Origin of the sequence: Pseudomonas sp. P116, from assembly GCF_020149425.1 — a bacterium.
GTDB lineage: Bacteria > Pseudomonadota > Gammaproteobacteria > Pseudomonadales > Pseudomonadaceae > Aquipseudomonas > Aquipseudomonas anatoliensis.
In genome coordinates this window covers 83,114-106,197 of the sequence record NZ_JACVHB010000007.1, presented here as the reverse complement: position 1 = coordinate 106,197, position 23,084 = coordinate 83,114, and the positions used below count along the sequence as shown (strand labels likewise).

Sequence of the window (23,084 nt, the reverse complement as noted above, 5' to 3'; positions counted from 1 at the left end):
AGTCCTTCTGAACGTTGTTTTAGAAAATCACGCAGGGGCCGAAGTTAACCACGAAATTGTTCGACAACCTATGCCCGCGCTGAAATTGTCATGTTCTGAAACGCAAACTGCATACAACTCACACCCCCTGTAGGAGCTGCGCAACGCTGCGATCTCGTGATCTTTAAACAGCAAGATCAAAAGATCGCAGCCTTCGGCAGCTCCTACATTTGAAATGCGTTCTCCCTGTAGGAGCTGCGGAACGCTGCGATCTTTTGATCTGAAACAGCAAAGTCAAAAGATCGCAGCCTTCGGCAGCTCCTACATTTGAAATGCGTTCTCCCTGTAGGAGCTGCGCAACGCCGCGATCTTTTGATCTGAAACAGCAAAGTCAAAAGATCGCAGCCTTCGGCAGCTCCTACATGGGCTCGGGTCACTACAGTTGTCAGTTTCGGGCTGGCATCTTTATAAATGCATCTGTCGATTCGCTCCAACCCCGTTCGACTATCAGTGAATCCCCCCACACTCCACGGAGTACTCACCATGCGATTCATGATCCTTGTCAAAGCCAGCGCCGACTCCGAGGCCGGCATCATGCCCAGCGAAGAGCTGCTGACCGCCATGGGCAATTTCAACGAAGAACTCACCAAGGCCGGCATCCTCGTCGCAGCCGACGGCCTGCACCCGAGCAGCAAAGGCGCCCGCGTGCGGTTCTCGGGAGATAAACGCACAGTGACCGACGGGCCCTTCATTGAAACCAAGGAACTGGTAGCCGGCTACTGGATCTGGGACGTGAAGTCGAAAGAGGAAGCCATCGAATGGGTCAAGCGCTGCCCCAACCCGATGCCGGGCTGCGACTCTGATATCGAGATTCGGCAGATATTCTCCGCCGAGGATTTCGGCGCAGAATTCACGCCTGAATTGCGGGAGCAGGAAGAACGCATTCGCGAGCAAGCGAAAAAGCCCTGAACAGTCCTCCGTGAACGCGAACTACTGTAGGAGCTGCCGAAGGCTGCGATCTTTTGACTCTGGTTGTTTAAAACAAGATCAAAAGATCGCAGCCTGCGGCAGCTCCTACAGGGGTGCGCGATTATTTGGCTTCAGCTTTCAGCTTGAGAAAGGACTGATGCACATCCGAAGCCCAGCCATCGATCACGGCTTTGACGTCATTGGCCTGCATTACTTGCGAGTCGTTCTCCAGCGGTTTGCCAGTCCCTTTACGCACGACCTGAGCAACAACCTTGTTGTTGCCGCCATCAATGAACACCGCTTCAGTGGCCAGGGTAGTTTCCTGATCGCGGATCCCGGTGGCAGTGCTCACCGCCGCCGCCACCAGTGCAATCGGAATCACCTCATAAACTTTCAGGCCTTCTGTCTTGCTGCTGACTGCAGTGATCGCCGGACGCACCACAAACACCCCTGGTCCAGGACCGGTGGCGAGTGGCAACGACTTGCCGAGTTCACGCTTGAGCGCTTGATCGTAGTAGCTGGTGATGCCGTTGAGCGTCTGTTGCGGGACTTTCGCTGTCGCTTGCGGTTTCGGATAGAGCTGGCTCGGTTCGACGTAAAAGCTGGTGAATTTCTTGATGTCGAGTTTCGGGTCCATCCAGCGCATCACCTCGGCACCGGACGGCGACTTGGCCTCTTTGAGTTGGCTGTAATCCTTGAGAAACCCCGAATATTCATCGGGAGCGACGGTTTTGCTTGAGCAGCCCACCACGCCGAGGGTAGCAATGCACAGCGTGCCCATCATTACTGCTAGCTTCATGCTGTAACTCCTGTCAGACGGCCGAAAACTTTTTATATAGGGGAAGTACAGGTATAGCTAAAGCCTCAGCAATTGCGCTTGGAAATCAGAAAATTCACGCAAGCCTGCGCGGCGGATCACAGCCGTCATTTGACAGGCTCGCTACAGACAGCAAAGCTGCACCCAGCTTGAACGCACGCCAGACAGCAAAAGCACCTGGACTACGGAAGTCGCAATGCCCAAGCATAAAAATAAAGCAGTGCAACCTGACCCTGATTCGTCGCAATCTTCCATTTCAAAACTCTTGTTCCCGATCACCATCGCTGTGCTGCTGGCAACCGTGGCGGGCATCGGCTGGTTTCTGTTCAGCCCGGCACCCGCGCCGCTCAAAGCGCCGCCGATCAGTGCCCCCGCACCTGTTACAGCCAAGCCACAACCTGTCGCGTTGAAACCGGCGACGATGGTCGACGAGCAACTATGCCAAGGCTGCCACACCGAGCAAGTCAAGGATTGGCAAGGGTCGCATCACCAATTGGCGATGCAACCGGCGAACGCCGACACCATGCTCGGCGATTTCAACAACATCACTTTCAAGGCCGAAAAAGAGACCACGCGATTCTCGCGCAAGGGCGATGAATTCTGGGTCAACACCCCGGGCATCGACGGCAAGAATGCCGACTTCAAGGTGGCCTACACCTTCGGCATCGCGCCGCTGCAGCAATACCTGATCGAAGCCGGTGAGGGCCGATTGCAGGCGCTGGGTGTGGCGTGGGATACCGAGAAAAATCGCTGGTTCCACCTCTACCCCGGCCAAGGCGTGAACTTCAAGAATCCGCTGCACTGGAGCAAGCCGAGCCAGAACGCCAACTTCATGTGCGTCGAGTGCCACACCACCGGTTTCAAGCGTAATTTCGATGCGGCCAGCAACACCTTCAACAGTCAATGGAACAGCCTCGGCGTCGGTTGTCAGGCCTGCCATGGCCCGGCATCCAGTCACCTTGAATGGACGCAGAAGAAAGGCGACCTGATTCATCAAGGGTTTGCCGTCGACCTTAAGGACAAGAACGCCACTGTCGAGATCGAAACCTGCGCCCGCTGTCATTCGCGACGCGCGCCGCTGGGCGATGGCTTCACGGTCGGTAAACGCTTGATGGATGACTACCTGCCCAACCCCCTCACCCGCGAACTGTATGCGCTGGACGGCAAGATCAAGGATGAAGTGTTCGAACACGGCTCGTTCCTGCAAAGCAAGATGTTCGACAAGGGTGTGCGTTGTAGCAACTGCCACAACCCGCACAGCAATGAGCTGAAAGCACCGGGCAACGCGGTCTGCCTGCAATGCCACAACACCGCCGGCAAGACCTCGATCGAAGGCGTCGACGGCAAGGGGCTGCAAGCGAAGAACTACGATTCCATCGAGCACACCCGCCACACCATGGGCCAGCCTGGCTCGCAATGCGTGGACTGCCACATGCCCGGCAAGTTTTATATGGGCAATGATTTTCGGCATGACCACAGTTTCAGTATTCCCAACCCTGAGCGTGCGCAAAAACTCGGCACCCCAGATGCCTGCCTCACCTGCCACCAGAGTAAGGCTGGCGACAAGATCACCGCGCAGTTCAAGCTGTGGAGCGCGTCGACCGCATCCGAGCCGCCGCGTTACGACGAAAACCTGTGGCTGATCCGCAATGGCCAGCCCGGCGCCGCCAACGCACTGTATGAACAATTGCAGCGCAGCAACCTGCCGGCGATCCAGCGCGCGACGTTGCTGGCAGAACTGCCGCTGTATCCGAGTGAGCAGGCATTGAAGCTGGCAACGCAGGATCTGAAAAATCCGGCGCCGCAGGTTCGCGAAAGTGCCGTGCGGGCGATCAGCGCGTTCCTGCCGCCACCGGAACGTGCCCCGCTGCTGACGCCTATGTTGGGTGATCCGGTGAAAGCGGTACGCATCGTTGCCGCGCGGGATCTGCTCAGCGTTGCGCGCAATGGTCTGGGCGCTGCGCAGGGGAATTGGGATGCGGCGATTGCCGAGTACGAAGCCGTACAGAAGAGTCTGCTGGAACGTGCCGAAGCCAATTTGAATCTGGCGATGCTGTATCAGGCCAGTGGCCGCAGTTCAGAAGTTGAAGCCCTGCTGCGCAGCGCGCTCAAACGCGATCCGGATTTCTTCCCGGCACTGGTGACGCTGGTGCAATGGCTGGAGGGCAATGGCCGCGGTCAGGAAGCGCAGACGTTGCTCGATGACAGCCTTAAGGCGCATCCGGACGCTGCTCTATTGCAACACACTCGCGGGCTATCGCTGATCCGCGCCGGCAAGACCGCCGAAGCCATGTCACCGCTGAAAAAAGCCGCACAACTGGAGCCGCAGAACGCGCAGTACGGTTACGTGCTGGCCGTGGCACTGCACGAAAGTGGCAAGGTCGATGAGGCGTGTGAAGTATTGGAAGGGTTGATCAAGGTCCAGCCAACGAATCGCAACGCGCGGCTGTCGCTGATTCAGTACTACCTCGACAGCGGGCAGGAGCCGAAGGCGCAGGTGCTGTTGCAAGGGTGGAAGAAGATGAACATGGGCGATCCGGCCCTGAAATAACCCCTTCGGGCCGCAATGACTCCAATGTAGGAGCTGCCGCAGGCTGCAATCTTTTGACTTTAGAGATCAAGATCAAAAGATCGCAGCCTGCGGCAGCTCCTACAGGTTCAGCGCAGATTCACCAGGAAGAAGTTTCCCCACTCCTCAGCGCTATCTCCCGCCGGGTATTAGCCCGCATCGCCTTGTACAACGACACCGTGCCCACCAGCAAAATCGCCGCGCCAAACAGGAAGTCGATGTTGTACAACCGGAAGTCCTCCACCGGCCCGATCAGCAGCACCCGCACCAGCGCAACCCCCACCAGCGTGGCGAGGAAGTCGATCCCCGGTTCTTCGCGATAGAACACCAGCAACAGCGGCAGACACAGCACCAGCAGAAACAACAGCACCACGGCTTTGAACGAGCCCTTGCGCTCAACGCTGAACGCGCATTCGTGCGGGCCGTAGGCCTTGTAATCCTCGTCGCGGATCATCGAGTTTTGCTCGGCGATGTAGTCGACGCGGTTGTACTTCTGGATCGGCGTGAAGGTGTTGGACATCTCCATCAGCGTGGTGATGTTCTTGAAGCGCAGGTCGACGCGCTCGCTGCCCTTGAGGTAATACAGCACCGGTTTGTAGCCGTAACGGTAGGTGTCGAACGGAAACGCGGTGACCTGCCCCTGCACGCCAATCGGGCGCGGTTCAAGTTCGGCAAACGCGCTTTTGTTAGTCGCTGAGAGGTTGCGGCTCAGGGGCTGCAACTTGACCTGCTCGAGGAAGATCGGCGTCACGCCGTAGGACCACTGCAGCGGTTCCAGACGCAGACGCAGTTCGTTGCGGCCAAGGTCGTAGCGGTTGAACGTGCGTTCGGAGACCACCAGTGAACCGCTGAGCATGAACTCGCCACGCAGGTTGTTGGTGACGCGCAAGGTCAGTTGATCCTTGCCCAGCAGCGCTGCTTCAGTGGACGGCGGCGTGCCACACCACGCGGTGCTTTCGCCGACACCGCCGAGTTGGCCGTCGCGGTTTTGATTGAATACATAAAAGTAACTGGCCCACAGCGTCAGCATCAAAAGCAACGCGGTGAGGCCCAGGATTTTCTTGCCCGGACTCACTGATCAGACTCCCTTCTTCGATTCCACCGTCCAGCCGAAAACCCGCTGGCGACGGCGACTCTACCAAAAGGCCAGCATCGACCCAAGGAAAAATCCCGAATTGGTCAGGGTTCTAGGGGTTTCCCCGGTATGGCCAAGATCAAAAGATCGCAGCCTGCGGCAGCTCCTACAGGAGCTGCATTCCCATGTAGGAGCTGCCGCAGGCTGCGATCTTTTGATTCATTAGCGTCTACGAAACAATGGCCGCGGCTCGATGACTGAGCGGCCATACAGCACGCTCATTCCCGCCAGTCCCTTCAGCGCATCCTCAGCCGATTTGTCCTCGCGCACAGCAAAACTGTCGAACCCGCACTGGCGCATATGGCTGAGCTGATCGCGCAACACATCGCCAATCGCGCGCAATTCCCCTGCCCAGCCAAAACGGCTGCGCAGCAAATAGGCTTGGCTGTAGGCGCGGCCGTCACGGAAACTCGGGAAATCCAGCGCAATCAGTGGCAATGACGCCAGCCAGGGCACGAGGCTTTCGGCGTCGTCATCCGGGCCGAGCCACACGGCGTGGGTCGAGGGCCGTTCCAGCCAATGGGTCAAAGGCAGAATCAGCAATCCCGAAGCACTGGCCAACGCAGGCTCGCGAACCAGCGTCCACGGATCGTCCGTGACTATTTGCGCGACCCCCTCCTGCAACCGCAGCAGATTGTTCATGCCGACACCTCCAGCGCTTTCGGATACACCCGTTCCTTGAACGGCTCCAGTCCGATCCGCGCCAAAGTGTCGACAAACAATTCTTCACTCTCGCGATAACGCACAAAGGTGCCGATGATCCGCTCGATCACCTGCGGCACCTCTGCTGCGCTGAACGACGGACCGATGACCTTGCCCAGCGCGCTGTTTTTGCCCTGCGCGCCGCCGAGGGTGATCTGGTACCACTCGCTGCCGTTCTTGTCGACGCCGAGGATGCCGATATTGCCGATGTGGTGATGGCCGCAGGCATTCATGCAGCCGGAGATGTTCAGGCTGATATCACCCAGATCGTGCAGGTAGTCGAGATTGTCGAAGCGCGCCTGAATCGCCTGGGTGATCGGGATCGATTTGGCGTTGGCCAGTGCGCAAAAATCCCCGCCCGGGCAGGCAATGATGTCGGTCAACAAACCGACGTTGGCCGTCCCCAGATTGAGCTCGCACGCCAGTTGCCACAGCGCATACAGATGGGCTTTCGGCACATCGGGCAGGACGATGTTCTGCTCATGGGCAATGCGAATCTCGCCGAAACCGAAGCGCTCGGACCAGTCGGCGACCGCCAGCATCTGCAACTCCGTCACGTCTCCCGGCGGCGCGGCCTGACCGGGTTTGGTCGACAGCACTACGCTGGTGTAACCCGCCACTTTGTGCGGCTGCACGTTGCGCGCGACCCAGCGGGCAAACGCCGGGCTATCGGCCAGCCGCGTGCCGTAGTCCAGATCGGTGTCGGGCAGCGTGTGATAAGTCGGCGGCACGAAGGCACTGGCGACCCGCTGATATTCGGCCTCGGTCAACTGCGCCGGGCCGTCCTTGAGGTGTTGCCATTCTTCTTCGACTTCTTTGGCGAAGGCTTCGATGCCCAGTGCCTTGACCAGAATCTTGATCCGCGCCTTGTATTTGTTGTCGCGCCGGCCATAGCGGTTGTACACGCGCAGCACCGCCTCGACGTAGGACAGCAAGTGCTGCCACGGCAAGCCGTCACGGATCTGCAAACCGAGGATTGGCGTGCGCCCCAGACCACCACCAACGATCACTCGCAAGAGCATTTGCCCATCGCGGCCGGGGTAAAGATACAGGCCGATGTCGTGCATCATGATTGCCGCGCGATCCTGCTTCGCCGAGCAGATGGCGATCTTGAACTTGCGCGGCAGAAAGAGGAATTCCGGGTTGATCGTCGACCATTGCCGGAGAATTTCCGCCAGTGGTCGCGGGTCGATCAACTCATCTGCCGCAACCCCGGCGAAGGCTTCGGTGGTGATGTTGCGCACGCAGTTGCCGGAGGTCTGGATCGCATGCATGTTGACCTGCGCCAGCCGTTCGAGAATATCCGGCACTTCGGCCAACTCGATCCAGTTGAACTGCATGTTTTGCCGCGTGGTGAAGTGTCCGTAACCACGATCATAGTCAGCCGCAATGCTCGCCAGCGTGCGCATTTGTGCGGCGCTGAGCGTGCCGTAGGGAATCGCCACACGCAGCATGTAAGCGTGCTTTTGCAGGTACAGACCGTTTTGCAGACGCAGCGGCAGAAACTCCTCCTCACTCAATTCCCCGGCCATGAAGCGCTCGACCTGATCGCGAAACTGCGCAACACGCTCGAACACCAGCGCCCGGTCGTAATCATCGTATTGATACATGCCACTGCCACCTCATCAGGACGCACACAATTCCTACAGATTTTCCCAGACTATGGCCGAACGGCGCAGCGCGTTACAGATTCACCTGAACGCATAAAAACCGTATCAGGGCGTGGCAGATGTCCGCAGGCAGCACTTCAATCTGATCCGCATAAATGAAAGATTCCTGAGCCTGTTTTGTTTCCGGTGGGGTTTCTACAGTGCAACCCATGCCAGACCGGGTGGCCTGGCAAGACTTTGCAACCGTGGATGAACTGACCATGAGCACAGCAACAATCGGACAGGCTTATAACTACAAGGTCGTCCGCCAATTCGTCATCGCGACTGTTTTCTGGGGTGTCGTGGGCATGGCGATGGGGGTATGGATCGCCTCGCAACTGGTATGGCCAGAGATGAATCTGGACCTGCCGTGGACCACCTTCGGCCGCTTGCGACCGTTGCACACCAGCCTGGTGATTTTCGGTTTCGCCGGCAGCGCGCAATTCGCCGCCAGTTACTACGCCGTGCAACGTACCTGTCAGGTGCGGCTGTATTCGGACAAGCTCGCCGCGTTCACATTCTGGGGCTGGCAATCGGTGATCGTGATCATGCTGATCACCCTGCCGCTGGGCTACACCACCACCAAGGAATACGCCGAAATCGAGTTCTCCGGTGCCGTGTGGATGGCGGTGGTCTGGGTGGCTTACGCAGTGGTGTTCTTCACTACCGTCGTGCAGCGCAAGACCAAGCACATCTACGTCGGCAACTGGTTCTTCGGCGCGTTCATTCTGGTGATCGCGATGCTGCACGTGGTCAATCACCTGTCGATTCCGGTCGACTGGTTCAAATCCTATCCGGTGTATTCCGGCGCCACCGATGCCATGGTGCAGTGGTGGTACGGGCACAACGCGGTGGGTTTCTTCCTGACCACGGGTTTCCTGGGGATGATGTATTACTTCGTGCCGAAACAGGTCAATCGGCCGGTGTATTCGTACCGGTTGTCGATCGTGCATTTCTGGGCGCTGATCACCCTGTACATCTGGGCCGGCCCGCACCACTTGCACTACACCGCGCTACCGGACTGGGCGCAGTCGCTGGGCATGGCGATGTCGCTGATCCTGCTGGCGCCGAGCTGGGGCGGGATGATCAACGGCATGATGACCTTGTCCGGTGCGTGGCATAAGTTGCGTACCGATCCGATCCTGCGCTTTCTGGTGCTGTCGCTGGCGTTCTACGGGATGTCGACCTTTGAAGGTCCGATGATGGCGATCAAAACCGTCAACGCCCTCTCCCATTACACCGACTGGACCATCGGCCACGTGCACGCCGGCGCACTCGGCTGGGTAGCGATGATCACCTTCGGCGCGACGTATCACATGGTGCCGAAAGTGTTTGGCCGCGAGCAGATGTACAGCACGCCGCTGATCAACCTGCACTTCTGGCTGGCGACCATCGGCACGGTGCTTTATATCGCCTCGATGTGGGTGAACGGCATCACCCAGGGCCTGATGTGGCGGGCGATCAACGAAGACGGCACGCTGACCTATTCGTTTGTCGAGGCGCTGCAGGCCAGCCATCCGGGGTTCATCGTGCGCTTTGCTGGTGGGGTGTTTTTCCTGACCGGGATGTTGCTGATGGCTTACAACGTCTGGCGCACTGTGCGGGTTGCGGACGTGGCAATGGCCCACCGTGAAGCGCAAATCGCCTGAGGCAGGGAGCCGGGTCATGTTTGAATTTTTCTTGAATGGGTTGGGCGTGGTGTTTCTGTGGCTGGCGGTGGAGTACTGCTTGCGCCGTGAGACCGCAGACAGTCTGGATGAGGCGAGCATGGTGCCGTTTGCCGATGACCCGGAGGTGGCACGCAGGGTTGAGCTGGCGACGGGCAAGGCGGTGAAGGCGGTGGCGCCGGAGGTGGCGAAGCCAGGTTGGGTCAATCTGGATATGTAACCTCCTGTAGGAGCTGCCGCAGGCTGCGATCTTTTGATCTTGCGTTTAAAAAACAGATCAAAAGATCGCAGCCTGCGGCAGCTCCTACAGGGGGAATGCGTGTTTCCTTGGGGGCTCAGGTGCGGTCTCGAGGAATAAGACTCTGCAACTGCAACGCCAGAAAATCCGCATCAAACGCAAACGTGTCGGGGTCTTTCAAGCCGTTGGTCTTGCGCCACTGCCACTCCCCACCCGGCAGGCCCACCAGCGAAATACTGCCGTAGCGCGCCGCTGTCAAACCCATCACCGCCAACGAAATCTGCCCCGAGCTGCCCATCACATCGGGCACAAACTCCACCGGTTTGCCGGCAATCACAATGGTCAGTTTTTCGGTCTTGAAGGTTGAAGTATCGACCGGTGTGCTAGGGCCGAACGCGACATACGCCTCACGGCTGACCTCCAGCAAATTCGGTGCCTGCACCGGTTCAAGCCATTGCTGGATCTGCCCGAACAGTTCGGTAATCCGCGTCGTCCATGCCTGCGACTGCGTTTCGAACAGTTGCTTCTTGTGCGCCTCACTCTCGGCATAGTGACGAAGCATTTCGCCCAGTTGTTGTACGTCGTTCATGGGTACATTCCTCTGAGGAGCCTGCGATACCTGATAGTGACAGATCGAAGCACTGGCGTACGTTTAACCTCGAAAGCGACCACCGTGACACTTTGCAGCTGGATGATCGGTACAGTTAATTTGCGCTGGCGCACGTCGGTGAACAAATAGACACTCGGCTCCGGCCCGGCCTTTCGTCTGGGCACCTGCCTGGGGACATCGAATGCGCACTATCGGCCTGATCGGCGGCATGAGCTGGGAATCCAGCGCCGAATACTATCGCCTCATCAATCAGCAAGTCCGTGATCAGCTCGGCCCGCTGCGGTCGGCGCAGATGCTGATGTACAGCGTCGACTTCGGCCCGGTCGAACAGGCCCAGCATGCCGGGCGCTGGGACGATGCGGCAGCGATTCTGGTGGACGCCGCACGCAGGCTCGAAGCCGGCGGCGCCGAATGTGTGGTGCTGTGTACCAACACCATGCACAAGGTGGCCGAACAGATTCAGGCGGCAATCAGCATTCCGTTTTTGCATATTGCCGAACCAGCGGCGCAAGCGGCTTTGAAGATTGATGCGCGAACGGTCGGGCTGTTGGGCACGGCGTTCACCATGGAGCAGGATTTTCTCAAGCAGCGCTTGATCGCCCAAGGCTTGACGGTATTGGTGCCGGACGACGCTGAGCGCAAAGAAGTGCACCGGATCATCTACGACGAACTCTGCGTTGGCGTGATCAGCGAGGCGTCGCGCAAGATCTACCAGCAGGTAATTGAATCCCTGACCGCTCGCGGCGCTCAGGCGATCATTCTGGGCTGCACGGAAATCGGCATGTTGATCAAACCCGAACACAGCGCCCTGCCCCTGCTCGACACCACCGAGCTGCATGCGCAGTCGGCGGTGGCATTCGCGCTGGGCGACTGATTCAGGTTTTCGGACGATTGCGCAGGCGGGCCATGCTCAGGGTATCGACCCATCGCCCGTCGCGTACCGCGTAATCACGAAACAGGCCTTCGGTCTCGAAACCGAACTTGCGGTAGAGACCGATAGCCGCCTCGTTGTCGGCGTACACCGACAGCTCGACGCGGTGCAGATTCATCCAGTTGTCGGCCACATCCAGCGCCGCCGCCAACAATTTCGAACCGACGCCCTTGCCCTGCCAAGCCGTCGCGACACCCATGCCGAAGCTGCCAGCGTGGCTGCGGCGAATCCGCGAATAATGCTCCAGGCCCAAGTGACCGATCACTACGCCCTGATGCAGCGCCACCAGTTTCACCGCCCGCTCGTTATCGGCTTGTATCCGCTGGCGCCAAACCTCGGCGGACTGAAACGGCATCTGCAACACCTGCCGGGCGACGGCGGCATCGTTGTACAGCGCGGTGACGCCCTCGACGTGGGATTCGTTGAAGCGCTCGAGGTGAATGGTGGGGTCGTGGTCAGGCATGGCGGATCCTTCCTGGATCGATGTGTGGCTGGCCACTCTAAACCGCCCGGCTCATCCCGTACAAACTGTAGGAGCTGCCGAAGGCTCGGGCCGCGATCGGGCGATCTTTTGATTTTGTTTTTCAGAAGCAAGATCAAAAGATCGCAGCCTTCGGCAGCTCCTACACGGAGATACGGGGTTTGGTTCAGGGGTGGAATCATTCCTGGCGCTCGCTGAAGGTGTGGTGGATGAGTTCGATCAGGGTTTGCACTTCGCTGACATTTTGCGAGTCGGCATTCACCGCCAGCCAGGCATGGCCTTCACGGGTGAGGCTCAGCGCACTGCCCTGAAAACTGAACAAGGTGTGCTGGAGTTGCTGCTCAAGCTGCGCCAATTGTTTGCGCAGCAAGGTCGAGCGCACGTTGAGGCTGCGCGCGGCCTGCATGAAGCAACCGCAGCGGGCGCGGACCAGAAAGTTCTGCGCGACGTCGGTATCGATGCTCGCGGCTTGCGCAAGTCACGGTTCGCTGTGGTCCTGCGCCCAGCGGAAATCGCGCTGCCCTGTCGTCCTACGGGTTCGGTGAATGACATCGATGACTCCCTGTCGATCTTTGTTGTTTGATGGCGTCCAGCACTTTGAAAATATTCTGAACCCGATGGAGAACCCTGTGGGAGCTGGCTTGCCAGCGTTGGCGGAGTGTCAGTCACCGATGATGTTGAATGTGCCGACCTCATCGCTGGCAAGCCTGCTCCCACAGGGTTTTGTAGTGTCTGGACTAAAAGTGAACTCAGGTATACACCGGCCAGGTGTCGACGATCTTGCCGCCACGCACCGCCAGCAAATCACCGAATTGCAGGAGGACGGCCTCTGTCTGGGTCGGGCGCAGGAAGACTTGATCCTCAGTCTTCAGGCCCACCGCGTTCGAGCCGTTGACCATTTCCTGATTCGAACTGCGGCCGTAAACAGTGTTGCTTTGCAGCCCCTGCGGCGATTCGAACTCGGCCATCCAGTTGCCGCCGTAGATGAAAAAGGTCTGGCGCTGATTCTGGTCCCACCACGAGAACAGTTTCGACTTGTCGTCCAGCGCCGGAATGTTCACCGCGCCAGTGCTTTTCAATACGGGCGTGGCGATGTAGGTGGCCGGTACGTGCTCGACCAGTGACGGCAAGTCGTAGTGCGTCGGCTTGAGCATTGCCGTACCGACCGAGACTTCCGTGCTCAGCTTTTCGTTTTCATGGATGCGATAACTCGGGCTGCCAGCGGTGTTCAGGCACAAACCGTCATGCCACAACTCCGGAAATTGCTGGCGAGTGAAATCAACGCAGCGCTGATAAATCACCATGACCCTGGCAAACAATTCCTCGGGCGAACCCAGAATCCCCGGCACCCCCATGCCCACGAACGGGTCGTAACCCATGAACCCGGCGAACTCCAGATGCTGCGGGTTGGCACTGATCAGCGCGAGCATCTGTCCCAGCACGTTCACGTCACTGACTCCGCCGCGATGCAGGCCCACATCCAGCTCGATGTTGATGCGCATCCGCGTGCCCAAACCCTGCGCCAGCGCCAGGTACTGCTGCAAACGCTCAGGGCTGTCGAGCAGCCATTGCAACTGAATGGCAGGATCAAACGGGCCTTTATGGGTTTGATAGAACAGCTCGGCCGAGCGCACCGGCAACGGCTTGCCGAGCAAGATATCCGACTGCGGAAACGTCACGGCATCGTGATTGAGAAACGGCTGATGAAACGACATCAGTTTTTGCGTTCCGGTACGTTGCGCGATATAGCTGAGCAACCCCGGCGATGGCAGCGATTTCTCCACCAATCGCAACTGCTTGCCGCCACGTTTGACCGACTGCATGACCACGTCGATGTTGTGATCGAGACGATCCAGATCAATCAACAGCACCGGGCGCATCGGGCCTTTTTCTTTAAGTTCGCGATTCAGCGCGAGGAAATAGTCGCTGTAAGGCCCGCCGCGATCGCCCGGTTTTAGCCATGCGCCGACGCCCACCAATAAAGCCCCGACACCTAACGTGCCCAGCACAAAGTTACGTCGATTGACCGCCATCAGCTCACCCCCAGAATCGACGACAAATGCGCATTGAGAAACCGCCCGCTCGGATCAAGCGCCTCGCGCACCTGGGCAAACTCACGCCAGCGCGGGTACAGCGGTTGCAGGTTTTTCGCGTTGAGCGTGTGCAACTTGCCCCAGTGAGGGCGGCCGTTGTACTTCCAGAAGATCGGTTCGACGGCGGCGAACAGATTGTGATGGTCCATCTGGTAATGCTGGTGCACCGAGATCGAACAGCTGTCGCGGCCCTCGAACATGCTCAGTGGGATGTCGTCGGCTTTGACGTAGCGATACTCGATCGGAAACCAGGTGCGCAGATCCTTGTCCTGAATCAGCTTGAGAATCTCGCGCAGGCAGGCCGGGCCGTGTTCGGCTGGCACCGAGTACTCCATCTCGTTGAAGCGCACGGTGCGCACGTTGGCGTAGATGTCGAACGAGTCGCCGACCCGGTCATCGAAACTCGCCAGATGCCGCAGGCTGTTGAGCATGGTGCGGCGCAGCTCGGGAAAATCGCTGGCGTACTTGTCGATCTTTTCTATCAGGGTGACGAACTCGTTGCCGCCCTCCTCTTCCGGGCTGATCGGCGGGGTGGCCGGGTCGTCCGTTTCATTGAGGGCGATGGACAAGGCGTAGTCGGAATGGGTGACCACGAGCATTTCCCAGTGCTGATTCTCGCGGGTGTTGGTGTCGAGGTCTTCCAGCAGCTCTTCGGTTTTGGCGATCCACTGGCGTTCGCGCAGACGATAGGCCGGGCGGTTTTGCAGGCGAATTTTTGTCGTCACGCCCAGCGCACCGAGAGACACGCGGGCGGCATTGAACACTTCCGGATGGCGCTGACTGTCACAGTCCAGCACCTCGCCGCTGGCCGTCACCAACTGCATGCCGCAGACGTGGGCCGAGTAGGACTGAAAGTTTTTACCGGTGCCGTGAGTCGAGGTGGCAATCGCGCCGGCGAGGGTCTGATAGTCGATATCGGCCATGTTATGCAGCGCTTGGCCGACGTCCTTCAGTGGCATGCCCATGCGCGACATCGGTGTGCCGGCGGCGAATTCGGCTTGCAGGGTTTTCGGGTCGTGATCAAGCAGCCCAGTGAAGTAACTCAGCGACAACAATGTGCCGTCGGTGGGCACCAAGGCGCTGAACGAATGCGCTGAACCGACCGGGCGAATTTTGCCCTGAGCCTGACGAATCACTGTCGTCAGCTCATCGAGATTTTTTGGCGCCAGACGCGCCGCCGGCAGGCAACTTTGCGCGCCCGACCAGTTACGCCAAGGGATCAGCCGTGGCGCGCGCATCAACTGGCCCAATGCCGGGTTGCTCGCCAACGCACTGAACGCGCCAACAATGCTCGCCCGTTGCAACAACTGACGCCGTGTCAGATCCATCGTCATGCGCGCACCCTTATTGTGGAAGAGGCTGGTCGGCCATGAAGCCGATCAATTGCAGGAACTGCTCTTGCGAGCACTCGACGCACTGGCCCATCGGCGGCATGCCGTTGTAGCCGTTGATGGCGTGATCGAGCAGCGTGTCGGCGCCCTGCTGGATCCGCGGTTCCCAGGCTTTGCGGTCGCCGGTGAGCGGCGCATTAGCGGCCGGGTTGGCGTGACAGAGTTGGCAACTGTTGGCGTAGATCTGCGCCAGTGCCGGGTCAGACGGGATAGCGCTGCTGGCGACGCTGGAGGTGGCCGGGGGTTTGGCATCGTCGCCGCATCCGTGCAGTGTCATGGCTAACACCAGCAGTAAAGTGAATCGGATTGCCCGCATAACGATCCTCTTGTGTGGCATCACTTATTGTTGTGATCACACCTTAAGACAGCGATGCCAGAGGGTTGAGGGCATTGCGGGACAGCGAGGGGGACTTACGGGGCCAGCCATTTCAAACATCCCCCTGCGGCAGCTCCTACAGGGTATTCGATGGGCGCCGCCCTCTCTGTTTCGGCCCTTTGCCTGATATTTACGGGTTTAAATTTCGCCGCATTCAGGCGTATAACCTGTACAGACTTTTTGATCTGCACGCGGACATCAACACGGGGTAGCGACATGACCACAGCAAACATCCTTGGCAATCTGTTCCCTTCTGTCAGCGACATCCCGGAAAAATACCGCCTCGACGGTCAGGTCGAGCAGCGCGAATACCTGGTCGACGGGCAGTTGCGCCGCTGGGACGGCCCGCTCGCCACGGTTCGCAGCCCGGTCTATTTGCACGGCGACAATGGCGATGAGCAAGTGATTCTCGGCAGCACACCCCTGCTCGACGCCGACACTGCCCTCACCGCGCTGGACGCCGCCGTCCGCGCCTACGACCGTGGTCAGGGCTTGTGGCCGACCATGCGCGTGGCCGAACGCATTCAGCACGTTGAAGCGTTCCTCGGGCGCATGCGCCAGCAGCGTGACGCAGTGGTCAAGCTGCTGATGTGGGAAATCGGCAAGAACCTCAAGGACTCGGAAAAAGAGTTCGACCGCACCTGCGACTACATCGTCGACACCATCAATGCGTTGAAAGAACTCGACCGCCGCTCCAGCCGTTTCGAACTGGAGCAGGACACGCTCGGGCAAATTCGCCGCGTGCCGCTCGGCGTGGCACTGTGCATGGGCCCCTACAACTATCCGCTGAACGAGACCTTCACCACGCTGATTCCGGCGCTGATCATGGGCAACACCGTGGTGTTCAAACCGGCCAAGCTCGGCGTGCTGCTGATTCGCCCATTGCTCGAAGCGTTCCGCGACAGCTTCCCGACCGGCGTGATCAACGTCATCTACGGCAGCGGCCGCGAAACGGTCAGCGCACTGATGGCCAGCGGCAAAATCGACATCTTCGCCTTCATCGGCACCAACAAGGCCGCCAGTGACCTGAAAAAACTGCACCCGAAACCGCACCGCTTGCGCGCCGCACTGGGGCTGGATGCGAAGAACCCCGGCATCGTCCTGCCGGAAGTCGATCTGGACAACGCCGTCAGCGAAGCGGTCACCGGATCACTGTCGTTCAACGGCCAGCGCTGCACCGCGCTGAAAATTCTCTTCGTCCATGAGGATGTGGTCGACAGCTTCATCGAAAAATTCAACACCAAACTGGCCACGCTGAAACCGGGCATGCCGTGGGACAGCGGAGTGTCGCTGACGCCGCTGCCGGAGTCGGGCAAGGTCGATTATCTGCATGGCTTGGTCGCAGATGCGCGCAGCAAGGGTGCCGAAGTGGTCAACCCGAATGGCGGTGAGTCGCGCGAGTCGTTCTTCTACCCGGCTGTGCTCTACCCGGTGAACCCGCAGATGCGCGTCTATCAGGAAGAGCAGTTTGGCCCGGTGGTGCCGATCGTGCCGTACCGCCATCTCGATACGGTGATCGACTACGTGCTGGAATCGGACTTCGGCCAGCAGTTGAGCATCTTCGGCACCAACCCGGTGGCCGTCGGCCGGCTGGTCGACACGTTTGCCAATCAGGTCGGCCGGATCAACCTCAACGCCCAGTGCCAACGTGGCCCGGACACTTATCCGTTCAACGGCCGCAAGAACTCCGCCGAAGGCACGTTGTCGGTACACGATGCGCTGCGGGTGTTTTCGATCCGCACGCTGGTGGCCACCAAGTTCCAGGACAGCAACAAGGATCTGATCAGCGAGATCATTCGCGGACGCGATTCGAGCTTCCTGACCACCGACTACATCTTCTGACGAGGGCCTTGCACTGAGTACGTTCAGCACCCACCGACTGCCACCGCTGTTGCGCCGAATCCTGCGTCCGCTGCTGGACCCTTACCGGCGCTACCGCCACGCCCGACTGATCCACGCGGTGCGGGTGGCTTTGGGGTTGCTGGCAACCATCCTGCTGACCACCGGCATCAACCTGCCCCACGGCGAGTGGGCGTCGGTGACCATGCTGGTGGTCATCGGCGGTTTGCAGCACCACGGCAACATCGGCAAAAAAGCCGCCGAACGCGCCACCGGCACCTTGATCGGTGCCGGCGTCGGTTTGTTGCTCGTGGCGCAGGAGGCGTGGCTCGGCATGCCGTGGCTGACCTACTTTGCCATGGCCGTGGTGTGCGGCTTCTTCTCGTATCACGCCATCGGCAAGGGTGGCTACACCGCCCTGCTCTCGGCGATCACCGTATTTATTGTCGCCGGGCATGGCGACAACCCGATCACGGATGGGCTGTGGCGCGGGGTCGACATCCTGATCGGCATTGCCCTGGCGCTGGCGTTCTCCTTCGCCCTGCCGCTGTACGCGGTGTACTCGTGGCGCTACAACCTGGCCGATGCCTTGCGCGATTGCGCCACGGTTTACGGACGCATCATCAGCGGCCAACCGGTCAGCGCCGACGAACATCTGAAACTGATGGGCCGCCTGGGTGCGGTGATGGTGCAACTGCGTTCGCTGATGCCGTCGGTGTCCAAGGAAGTGAAGATTTCCATGACCGAACTCGATGCCATCCAGCGCAACCTGCGCATGTGCATCAGCACACTGGAGATTCTCGGTAATACACGTCCCGATGCCAACGACCCCGAAGCCATGGCCCATCTGCAATCAGCGTTGAAGGCCGAGCACCGGCAGATTCGCGTGCAATTGATTGGCATGGCCCGCGCCCTGAAATCCGGCGCGGCGCAGCGTCTGGATCGGCCAGCGGAATTGCCGGACGCCAGCCTTGACGCACCGGTTTATAGTGCTTTGGATGGCTATCGATTGCTGACCCGGCAACTCGCCGCGAACATTGGCGAGATGCGCCAGCGCCTGGCGAAAACCGCGCCGCACTGGAACATTTGAATTTTACTGCGCAACCAGTCGCCGAGCCTTGAAACCCCAGCCCTGCTGCATCCCCGCGGCGGCCAGCAGAATCGCCGCCACGCCCACCCATTGCAGGACTTCCAGGCGATGACCGAAGGCTAACCAGTCGACGAAAATCGCTGCAATCGGGTAGATGAACGACAGTGCGCCCGTCAACGCTGTCGGCAACTTCTGAATCGCGCCATATAGCAGCACGTACATCAGGCCAGTGTGAACGATGCCCAGCGTCACCAGGCTGGCCCATGCACTCGGCGCTTGCGGCAGTGCAGAAAAATGCTCGAACGGCGCGAGCAACAGCACGCCGGTGCAGACCTGGATCAGCGCGATCAAGTGTGGTGGCGTGCCCGTCAGGCGCTTGATGATCAACGCGGCAATCGCATAGAGAAACGCCGCGCCCAATGCCAGGGCAATGCCCAGCAGATACTCACTACCGCCCTCGCCTTGCTGGCCATGGGCACTGACAATCGCCAACATGCCCATAAAGGAAATCGCCAGCCAAAACAGTTTCTGCAGAGTTATTTTCTCGCCGAGAAACAGCGCCGCCAATCCGACCAGCATGAACGGCTGCACGTTATAGACCGCTGTGCCAATCGCGATCGAGGCCCGGGAATACGAGGCAAACAGCAGCACCCAGTTGCCGACAATCGCCCCGCCGCTGAGTACCGCCAGCAAGAATGTAGTGCGCGTCAGTAAGCCGGGGCGCAAAAAACCGAAAACCGCGCAGATCAGCAACAAAGTGCCGGCCCCGAACACACAGCGCCAGAACACTACGTCCAGCACCGGTTGCCCGGAGACCAGTACGAACCAGCCGATCGTCCCGGATATCAGCATGGCCGCGGTCATTTCAAATGAGCCGCGACGGATCCGGTTGTCCATCTTCAATCTCCTCAGCGTTTGGCGAATGCGTGGCAAAAGTATGCCAAGTGGACGCAGGGCCACTCCAGCGCAAAAAGCAGGCTAAACTCGGTTTCTGCCTTTTTTATCGAGGGTGGTTTTCACCAATTGCCTAATGCCGGAGATTGACCATGACCGATGACATCGACCAGATCCTCATCAGTGCCTTGATGGAGGATTCGCGACGTTCATTAAAGGCCTTGGCGCAGATCAGCGGCCTGTCGTCGCCCAGCGTGGCCGAACGCTTGCGCCGACTGGAAGAACGCGGCGTGCTCAAGGGCTACACCGTCGAAATCGACCCCAAATGTTTTGGCTATCAATTGCAGGCCATCGTCCGCGTGCGCCCACTGCCGGGGCAGTTGCAAGAGGTGGAGCGGCAGATTCTGTCGATTCCCGAATTCACCGAGTGCGACAAGGTTACCGGCGAGGACTGCTTCATCGCCCGCCTGCACGTACGCTCGATGGAACAGCTGGACACCCTGCTCGATCGCCTTAACACCCTGGCCGAAACCAATACGGCGATCGTCAAGAAGACGCCAGTCAAACGCCGACTGCCACCCATGGCATAAATGCTTTTTACCTGCGTTCGGCGTAAATTGAGGTTTTTGCGGCTAAGGATTGGCGGTATGAAAATTCAGGCAATGATGTTGGCGACGCTGATGCTCGCTGGTTGTGGGACCGTGCAGACAGTGGTGCGCAGTGACCACGTCGCGGCGAACGATCTGAGAGAGATAAAGTCCCACTGCGGCGCCGTTCCGCGGATCTACAGCGGCGTGACCTATGATTTCTGCCTGCTGCACGCAGAGCAGCCGGATGATGTCGATGCGTTCAATTACAACAACGCAACGCCCGGTGTGCTGGTGGATGCCGCATTGTCGGGGGTGCTGGACACACTGCTGTTGCCTTACACGATCTACAAACAACAGGCCGATGGCAGCATCGTGATCAATTGATCACCTTTTCTGCAGGCAACAAAAAACCCGCCTAGGCGGGTTTTTTGTTATTTCATGGACTGCGATCAGTCGTCGCGGCTCATGATGCCGAAGATCTGCAACAAGCTGATGAACAGGTTGTAGATCGATACATACAGGCTGATGGTCGCCATGATGTAGTTACGCTCGCCGCCGTGAATGATGGCGCTGGTCTGGAACAGGATGCAGACCGACGAAAACAGCACGAAACCTGCGCTGATCGCCAGTTGCAGACCGCTGACCTGGAAGAAGAAGCTCGCCAGCGTTGCACCCAGCAGGACGAAGAAACCGGCGGTGATGAAACCACCCAGGAAGCTCATGTCCTTGCGGGTGATCAGCACGTAAGCCGACAGACCGCCGAACACCAGTGCCGTCATCGCGAACGCGGAGCTGACCACTTCAGCGCCGCCCTGCATGCCCAGGTAACGATTGAGGATCGGGCCGAGCAGGAAACCCATGAAACCGGTCAACGCAAAGGCGGACACCAGGCCCCACGCGGAATCACGGAGTTTGTTGGTAAGGAAGAAAAGCCCGTAGAAGCCGATCAGCACCACGAAAATGTTCGGGTAGCCAACACGCATCTGCTGGGCCACGAACGCCATCACGCCGCTGAATGCGAGGGTGAGAGCGAGTAGACCATAAGTGTTGCGCAGGACGCGGCTAACCTCTAGCTGCTCAGCCTGCACGCTGTTATTAACTGCGTAATCCTGTTCGCGCATGGCGACACTCCTGTTGGTTTGAAACGTTCAGTCGCAAAGATCATAACAGACGCTCTGTAACAAGCCATGCAGAGAGTTTGACAGTGTGTTTCATTCAGGTATTATGGCGCCCGCAACGCAACGGAGGTGTGGCCGAGTGGTTTAAGGCAACGGTCTTGAAAACCGTCGACTGTAACAGGTCCATGAGTTCGAATCCCATCGCCTCCGCCATATTTGGTACCGACAAAGCCCTGATTATTCAGGGCTTTGTCGTTTCTGGCGTTCAGGAATTTGGCTTCTCTCTATATAGGTCGTTTCCGCATCTTTTCGGGCATTTGCGCAACCCTTCCCTTCCGACAGCACTGGTTCGACCTCGACACACCTGAGGATGTGGCTGTCTTCAACGGACAGCTTTCGGCCATTCTCTGCCGTTCTTCACTACAGGATGTCTTGGCCAAGTCGAATGTTTGATCAGCGCGGATACATTGACAGGCCTTGTCGAACAGATTGCCTGCCAGGTACATCGAAAAGGTTGCGTACAACGTCCAGTCGAACCACCCGAGCGCATTGCCTATACCTGCGGCGCGAAAAGATTTCAGGCGTCGTTGGTGAGACGTCGTATTGTTCTTATTTTATGTCCGGGTTACAGGCAGAATCGGGGCGCCCGGGGAGTCGGATCAAAGGTGCAGCGCCGGCCTGGCCTGGGCACCGCCATGGGAAGGAACCCGGACACGCAACGCAATCAGCAACGCGGCCAGCAGCATCAACACGGCCGCCGCTACAAATACGCCTGCGCTACCACCGAAGCTGAACATCGCACCGCCAGCGGCTGCGCCTGTTGCGATGGCCGACTGCACAGACGCCACTACCATGCCCCCGGCGCTTTCCGCCTGATCAGGTACGGCGCTGGCGACCCAGTTCGACCATGCCACTGGCACACCACCAAAGGCCAAGCCCCAGACCGCCAGCAAAATGGCCTGACCCGGCACCGAGGCCGGCAAAAGAACCAACGCCAGTGCCGCAACGCCCACCAGCACCGGCATCAACACCAGGGTGGCCAACGGGTGACGGGGAAGCAGCCATCCAGCCACCAGCGTGCCGACAAAGTTCGCCACACCAAACCCCAGAAGCATCAGCGACAGCCCTTGCGGGCCAATGCTGGTCGTACCTTCGAGGAATGGCCGAATATAAGTGAACATCGCAAAGTGGCCGCTGTGCACCAGCACGCAACCGAACATCCCCATGGCGATGCCCGGGCGCAGCAACACCTCAAACACCGTACGCAGGCGTGCAGGCCGGCGCGGCGCAAGGCGCGGCAGAGTAAACGACTGGAAAGCCAGGGTCACGCCCCCCACCGCCGCCGCTGCAAAGAACGCGCTGCGCCAGCCATATAGCCCTCCCAGAAAACTGCCCAGCGGGACCGCAACCACCGTCCCGATAGCAATGCCGCTGAAAATGATCGAGAGCGCTCGCGGCAACAAAGCAGCAGGTACTAATCGCATCGCCACCGCCGCCGCCATGCTCCAGAACCCGCCAAGGGCGATACCCAGCAAGATACGCATCAACAGCAGCACCGCGAAACTGGACGAAATAGCGACCAACAGATTGGATGCGATCATCAGCGTGGAAAACCCCAGCAGCACCCAACGGCGATCGATACTGCGAGTCAGGCCTGGCACCAACAGGCCGGCGAACAGGGCCACCACTGCGGTCACCGTTACCGCCTGGCCAGCTAGCGCTTCGGACACACCCAAATCGGTAGCCATCGGTGTTAACAGGCTGGCCGGAAGGTACTCAGCGGTCAGCAAGCCAAACACGCCCATTGCCAACGAGAATACGGCCATCCACGCGGGGGTTGCAGGTTCTACATCCTGCCCGACGCCGGCACGGCTGTCGGGTACAGCACTACACACCAGTTCAGTCATTGCACGGATCTCCCAATCTTCATTGCGACCCGCAGTCTA

21 protein-coding genes, 1 tRNA gene and 1 pseudogene are annotated in these 23,084 nt (G+C 59.1%); 10 read left to right on the top strand and 13 right to left on the bottom strand.

Annotated elements, in window-relative coordinates:
* Nucleotides 1–522: 522 nt before the first annotated feature.
* Nucleotides 523–948: a YciI family protein gene (locus ICA15_RS22445; RefSeq protein WP_210554668.1), complete on the top strand. Its 426-nt coding sequence runs from the start codon at nucleotides 523–525 to the stop codon at nucleotides 946–948.
* A 121-nt stretch (nucleotides 949–1,069) separates the two neighbouring features.
* Here ICA15_RS22445 and ICA15_RS22440 read toward each other — a convergent pair whose 3' ends face one another.
* The gene (locus ICA15_RS22440; RefSeq protein ID WP_210554667.1) at nucleotides 1,070–1,747 is read right to left on the bottom strand and encodes a DUF3313 domain-containing protein; all 678 of its coding nucleotides are present in this window, start codon (nucleotides 1,745–1,747) and stop codon (nucleotides 1,070–1,072) included.
* A gap of 214 nt (nucleotides 1,748–1,961) precedes the next feature.
* On the opposite strand from ICA15_RS22440, the gene ICA15_RS22435 reads away from it, so the two are divergent.
* The gene (locus tag ICA15_RS22435; RefSeq protein ID WP_210554666.1) at nucleotides 1,962–4,316 is read left to right on the top strand and encodes a tetratricopeptide repeat protein; all 2,355 of its coding nucleotides are present in this window, start codon (nucleotides 1,962–1,964) and stop codon (nucleotides 4,314–4,316) included.
* Between the two features lie 118 nt (nucleotides 4,317–4,434).
* Here the strand turns inward: ICA15_RS22435 and ICA15_RS22430 are convergent, their stop codons facing one another.
* The 3 genes from ICA15_RS22430 to ICA15_RS22420 form a co-directional block, all read right to left on the bottom strand.
* Entirely contained in the window at nucleotides 4,435–5,409 is a 975-nt protein-coding gene (locus ICA15_RS22430; protein ID WP_210554665.1) for a hypothetical protein, read from the bottom strand.
* 222 nt (nucleotides 5,410–5,631) lie between these two features.
* A complete protein-coding gene (locus tag ICA15_RS22425; protein ID WP_150615769.1) occupies nucleotides 5,632–6,111 on the bottom strand; it encodes a DUF934 domain-containing protein in 480 nt (159 codons plus the stop codon).
* Nucleotides 6,108–7,781, bottom strand: a complete 1,674-nt coding sequence (locus ICA15_RS22420) for a nitrite/sulfite reductase (RefSeq protein WP_210554664.1) — start codon at nucleotides 7,779–7,781, stop codon at nucleotides 6,108–6,110. The genes ICA15_RS22425 and ICA15_RS22420 overlap by 4 nt, the downstream gene beginning before the upstream one ends.
* A 260-nt stretch (nucleotides 7,782–8,041) precedes the next feature.
* Here ICA15_RS22420 and ccoN point away from each other — a divergent pair, with 260 nt between their 5' ends.
* Both ccoN and ICA15_RS22410 read left to right on the top strand, forming a co-directional pair.
* Nucleotides 8,042–9,469, top strand: a complete 1,428-nt coding sequence (gene ccoN / locus ICA15_RS22415) for a cytochrome-c oxidase, cbb3-type subunit I (RefSeq protein ID WP_210554663.1) — start codon at nucleotides 8,042–8,044, stop codon at nucleotides 9,467–9,469.
* A gap of 16 nt (nucleotides 9,470–9,485) precedes the next feature.
* On the top strand, nucleotides 9,486–9,707 hold the full coding sequence (locus tag ICA15_RS22410) for a hypothetical protein (RefSeq protein ID WP_042558980.1): 222 nt from the start codon (nucleotides 9,486–9,488) through the stop codon (nucleotides 9,705–9,707).
* A 115-nt stretch (nucleotides 9,708–9,822) separates the two neighbouring features.
* Here ICA15_RS22410 and ICA15_RS22405 read toward each other — a convergent pair whose 3' ends face one another.
* A complete protein-coding gene (locus ICA15_RS22405) occupies nucleotides 9,823–10,314 on the bottom strand; it encodes a hypothetical protein (RefSeq protein ID WP_150615773.1) in 492 nt (163 codons plus the stop codon).
* A gap of 202 nt (nucleotides 10,315–10,516) precedes the next feature.
* Between ICA15_RS22405 and ICA15_RS22400 the strand changes: the two genes are divergently transcribed.
* Nucleotides 10,517–11,209: an aspartate/glutamate racemase family protein gene (locus ICA15_RS22400; protein ID WP_210554662.1), complete on the top strand. Its 693-nt coding sequence runs from the start codon at nucleotides 10,517–10,519 to the stop codon at nucleotides 11,207–11,209.
* 1 nt (nucleotide 11,210) lies between these two features.
* Here ICA15_RS22400 and ICA15_RS22395 read toward each other — a convergent pair whose 3' ends face one another.
* The 5 genes and pseudogenes from ICA15_RS22395 to ICA15_RS22375 form a co-directional block, all read right to left on the bottom strand.
* The gene (locus ICA15_RS22395) at nucleotides 11,211–11,729 is read right to left on the bottom strand and encodes a GNAT family N-acetyltransferase (RefSeq protein WP_210554661.1); all 519 of its coding nucleotides are present in this window, start codon (nucleotides 11,727–11,729) and stop codon (nucleotides 11,211–11,213) included.
* A 295-nt stretch (nucleotides 11,730–12,024) separates the two neighbouring features.
* Nucleotides 12,025–12,299: pseudogene (locus ICA15_RS22390) on the bottom strand (LysR family transcriptional regulator); the annotation flags it as partial.
* Between the two features lie 197 nt (nucleotides 12,300–12,496).
* On the bottom strand, nucleotides 12,497–13,780 hold the full coding sequence (locus tag ICA15_RS22385; protein WP_224450905.1) for a DSD1 family PLP-dependent enzyme: 1,284 nt from the start codon (nucleotides 13,778–13,780) through the stop codon (nucleotides 12,497–12,499).
* A complete protein-coding gene (locus tag ICA15_RS22380) occupies nucleotides 13,780–15,108 on the bottom strand; it encodes a D-arabinono-1,4-lactone oxidase (RefSeq protein ID WP_210554805.1) in 1,329 nt (442 codons plus the stop codon). The genes ICA15_RS22385 and ICA15_RS22380 overlap by 1 nt, the downstream gene beginning before the upstream one ends.
* Before the next feature lie 76 nt (nucleotides 15,109–15,184).
* Nucleotides 15,185–15,547: a c-type cytochrome gene (locus tag ICA15_RS22375; RefSeq protein WP_210554660.1), complete on the bottom strand. Its 363-nt coding sequence runs from the start codon at nucleotides 15,545–15,547 to the stop codon at nucleotides 15,185–15,187.
* A 276-nt stretch (nucleotides 15,548–15,823) separates the two neighbouring features.
* Between ICA15_RS22375 and ICA15_RS22370 the strand changes: the two genes are divergently transcribed.
* Nucleotides 15,824–17,449: an NADP-dependent glyceraldehyde-3-phosphate dehydrogenase gene (locus ICA15_RS22370; protein WP_150603200.1), complete on the top strand. Its 1,626-nt coding sequence runs from the start codon at nucleotides 15,824–15,826 to the stop codon at nucleotides 17,447–17,449.
* A 46-nt stretch (nucleotides 17,450–17,495) separates the two neighbouring features.
* Nucleotides 17,496–18,536, top strand: a complete 1,041-nt coding sequence (locus ICA15_RS22365) for an FUSC family protein (protein ID WP_191626443.1) — start codon at nucleotides 17,496–17,498, stop codon at nucleotides 18,534–18,536.
* Between the two features lie 3 nt (nucleotides 18,537–18,539).
* Here ICA15_RS22365 and ICA15_RS22360 read toward each other — a convergent pair whose 3' ends face one another.
* Complete coding sequence (locus tag ICA15_RS22360; protein WP_210554659.1) at nucleotides 18,540–19,433, bottom strand: DMT family transporter; 894 nt, start codon at nucleotides 19,431–19,433, stop codon at nucleotides 18,540–18,542.
* 149 nt (nucleotides 19,434–19,582) lie between these two features.
* Here ICA15_RS22360 and ICA15_RS22355 point away from each other — a divergent pair, with 149 nt between their 5' ends.
* Nucleotides 19,583–20,020 (top strand): Lrp/AsnC family transcriptional regulator, encoded by a 438-nt coding sequence (locus tag ICA15_RS22355; protein ID WP_007915449.1) that lies wholly within the window; start codon nucleotides 19,583–19,585, stop codon nucleotides 20,018–20,020.
* A 57-nt stretch (nucleotides 20,021–20,077) separates the two neighbouring features.
* Nucleotides 20,078–20,404 (top strand): YceK/YidQ family lipoprotein, encoded by a 327-nt coding sequence (locus tag ICA15_RS22350; protein ID WP_210554658.1) that lies wholly within the window; start codon nucleotides 20,078–20,080, stop codon nucleotides 20,402–20,404.
* A 65-nt stretch (nucleotides 20,405–20,469) separates the two neighbouring features.
* Here ICA15_RS22350 and ICA15_RS22345 read toward each other — a convergent pair whose 3' ends face one another.
* Nucleotides 20,470–21,141 carry a Bax inhibitor-1/YccA family protein gene (locus tag ICA15_RS22345; protein WP_007915443.1) on the bottom strand — a complete coding sequence of 224 codons (672 nt, stop codon included), beginning with the start codon at nucleotides 21,139–21,141 and terminating at the stop codon, nucleotides 20,470–20,472.
* Nucleotides 21,142–21,263: 122 nt separating this feature from the next.
* On the opposite strand from ICA15_RS22345, the gene ICA15_RS22340 reads away from it, so the two are divergent.
* Nucleotides 21,264–21,351 (top strand) — tRNA-Ser (locus ICA15_RS22340).
* A gap of 446 nt (nucleotides 21,352–21,797) precedes the next feature.
* Here the strand turns inward: ICA15_RS22340 and ICA15_RS22335 are convergent.
* On the bottom strand, nucleotides 21,798–23,045 hold the full coding sequence (locus tag ICA15_RS22335; protein WP_210554657.1) for an MFS transporter: 1,248 nt from the start codon (nucleotides 23,043–23,045) through the stop codon (nucleotides 21,798–21,800).
* Nucleotides 23,046–23,084: the final 39 nt, after the last annotated feature.

What these genes read in the sequence shown, in the direction of transcription:
- ccoN (WP_210554663.1), top strand. Translation starts at nt 8,042, where the DNA reads ATGAGCACAGCAACAATCGGACAGGCTTATAACTACAAGGTCGTCCGC.
- ICA15_RS22405 (WP_150615773.1), bottom strand. Translation starts at nt 10,314, where the DNA reads ATGAACGACGTACAACAACTGGGCGAAATGCTTCGTCACTATGCCGAG.
- ICA15_RS22395 (WP_210554661.1), bottom strand. Translation starts at nt 11,729, where the DNA reads ATGCCTGACCACGACCCCACCATTCACCTCGAGCGCTTCAACGAATCC.
- ICA15_RS22385 (WP_224450905.1), bottom strand. Translation starts at nt 13,780, where the DNA reads ATGGCGGTCAATCGACGTAACTTTGTGCTGGGCACGTTAGGTGTCGGG.
- ICA15_RS22360 (WP_210554659.1), bottom strand. Translation starts at nt 19,433, where the DNA reads ATGGACAACCGGATCCGTCGCGGCTCATTTGAAATGACCGCGGCCATG.
- ICA15_RS22410 (WP_042558980.1), top strand. Translation starts at nt 9,486, where the DNA reads ATGTTTGAATTTTTCTTGAATGGGTTGGGCGTGGTGTTTCTGTGGCTG.
- ICA15_RS22425 (WP_150615769.1), bottom strand. Translation starts at nt 6,111, where the DNA reads ATGAACAATCTGCTGCGGTTGCAGGAGGGGGTCGCGCAAATAGTCACG.
- ICA15_RS22420 (WP_210554664.1), bottom strand. Translation starts at nt 7,781, where the DNA reads ATGTATCAATACGATGATTACGACCGGGCGCTGGTGTTCGAGCGTGTT.
- ICA15_RS22440 (WP_210554667.1), bottom strand. Translation starts at nt 1,747, where the DNA reads ATGAAGCTAGCAGTAATGATGGGCACGCTGTGCATTGCTACCCTCGGC.
- ICA15_RS22400 (WP_210554662.1), top strand. Translation starts at nt 10,517, where the DNA reads ATGCGCACTATCGGCCTGATCGGCGGCATGAGCTGGGAATCCAGCGCC.
- ICA15_RS22435 (WP_210554666.1), top strand. Translation starts at nt 1,962, where the DNA reads ATGCCCAAGCATAAAAATAAAGCAGTGCAACCTGACCCTGATTCGTCG.
- ICA15_RS22335 (WP_210554657.1), bottom strand. Translation starts at nt 23,045, where the DNA reads ATGACTGAACTGGTGTGTAGTGCTGTACCCGACAGCCGTGCCGGCGTC.
- ICA15_RS22445 (WP_210554668.1), top strand. Translation starts at nt 523, where the DNA reads ATGCGATTCATGATCCTTGTCAAAGCCAGCGCCGACTCCGAGGCCGGC.
- ICA15_RS22370 (WP_150603200.1), top strand. Translation starts at nt 15,824, where the DNA reads ATGACCACAGCAAACATCCTTGGCAATCTGTTCCCTTCTGTCAGCGAC.
- ICA15_RS22375 (WP_210554660.1), bottom strand. Translation starts at nt 15,547, where the DNA reads ATGCGGGCAATCCGATTCACTTTACTGCTGGTGTTAGCCATGACACTG.
- ICA15_RS22350 (WP_210554658.1), top strand. Translation starts at nt 20,078, where the DNA reads ATGAAAATTCAGGCAATGATGTTGGCGACGCTGATGCTCGCTGGTTGT.
- ICA15_RS22345 (WP_007915443.1), bottom strand. Translation starts at nt 21,141, where the DNA reads ATGCGCGAACAGGATTACGCAGTTAATAACAGCGTGCAGGCTGAGCAG.
- ICA15_RS22355 (WP_007915449.1), top strand. Translation starts at nt 19,583, where the DNA reads ATGACCGATGACATCGACCAGATCCTCATCAGTGCCTTGATGGAGGAT.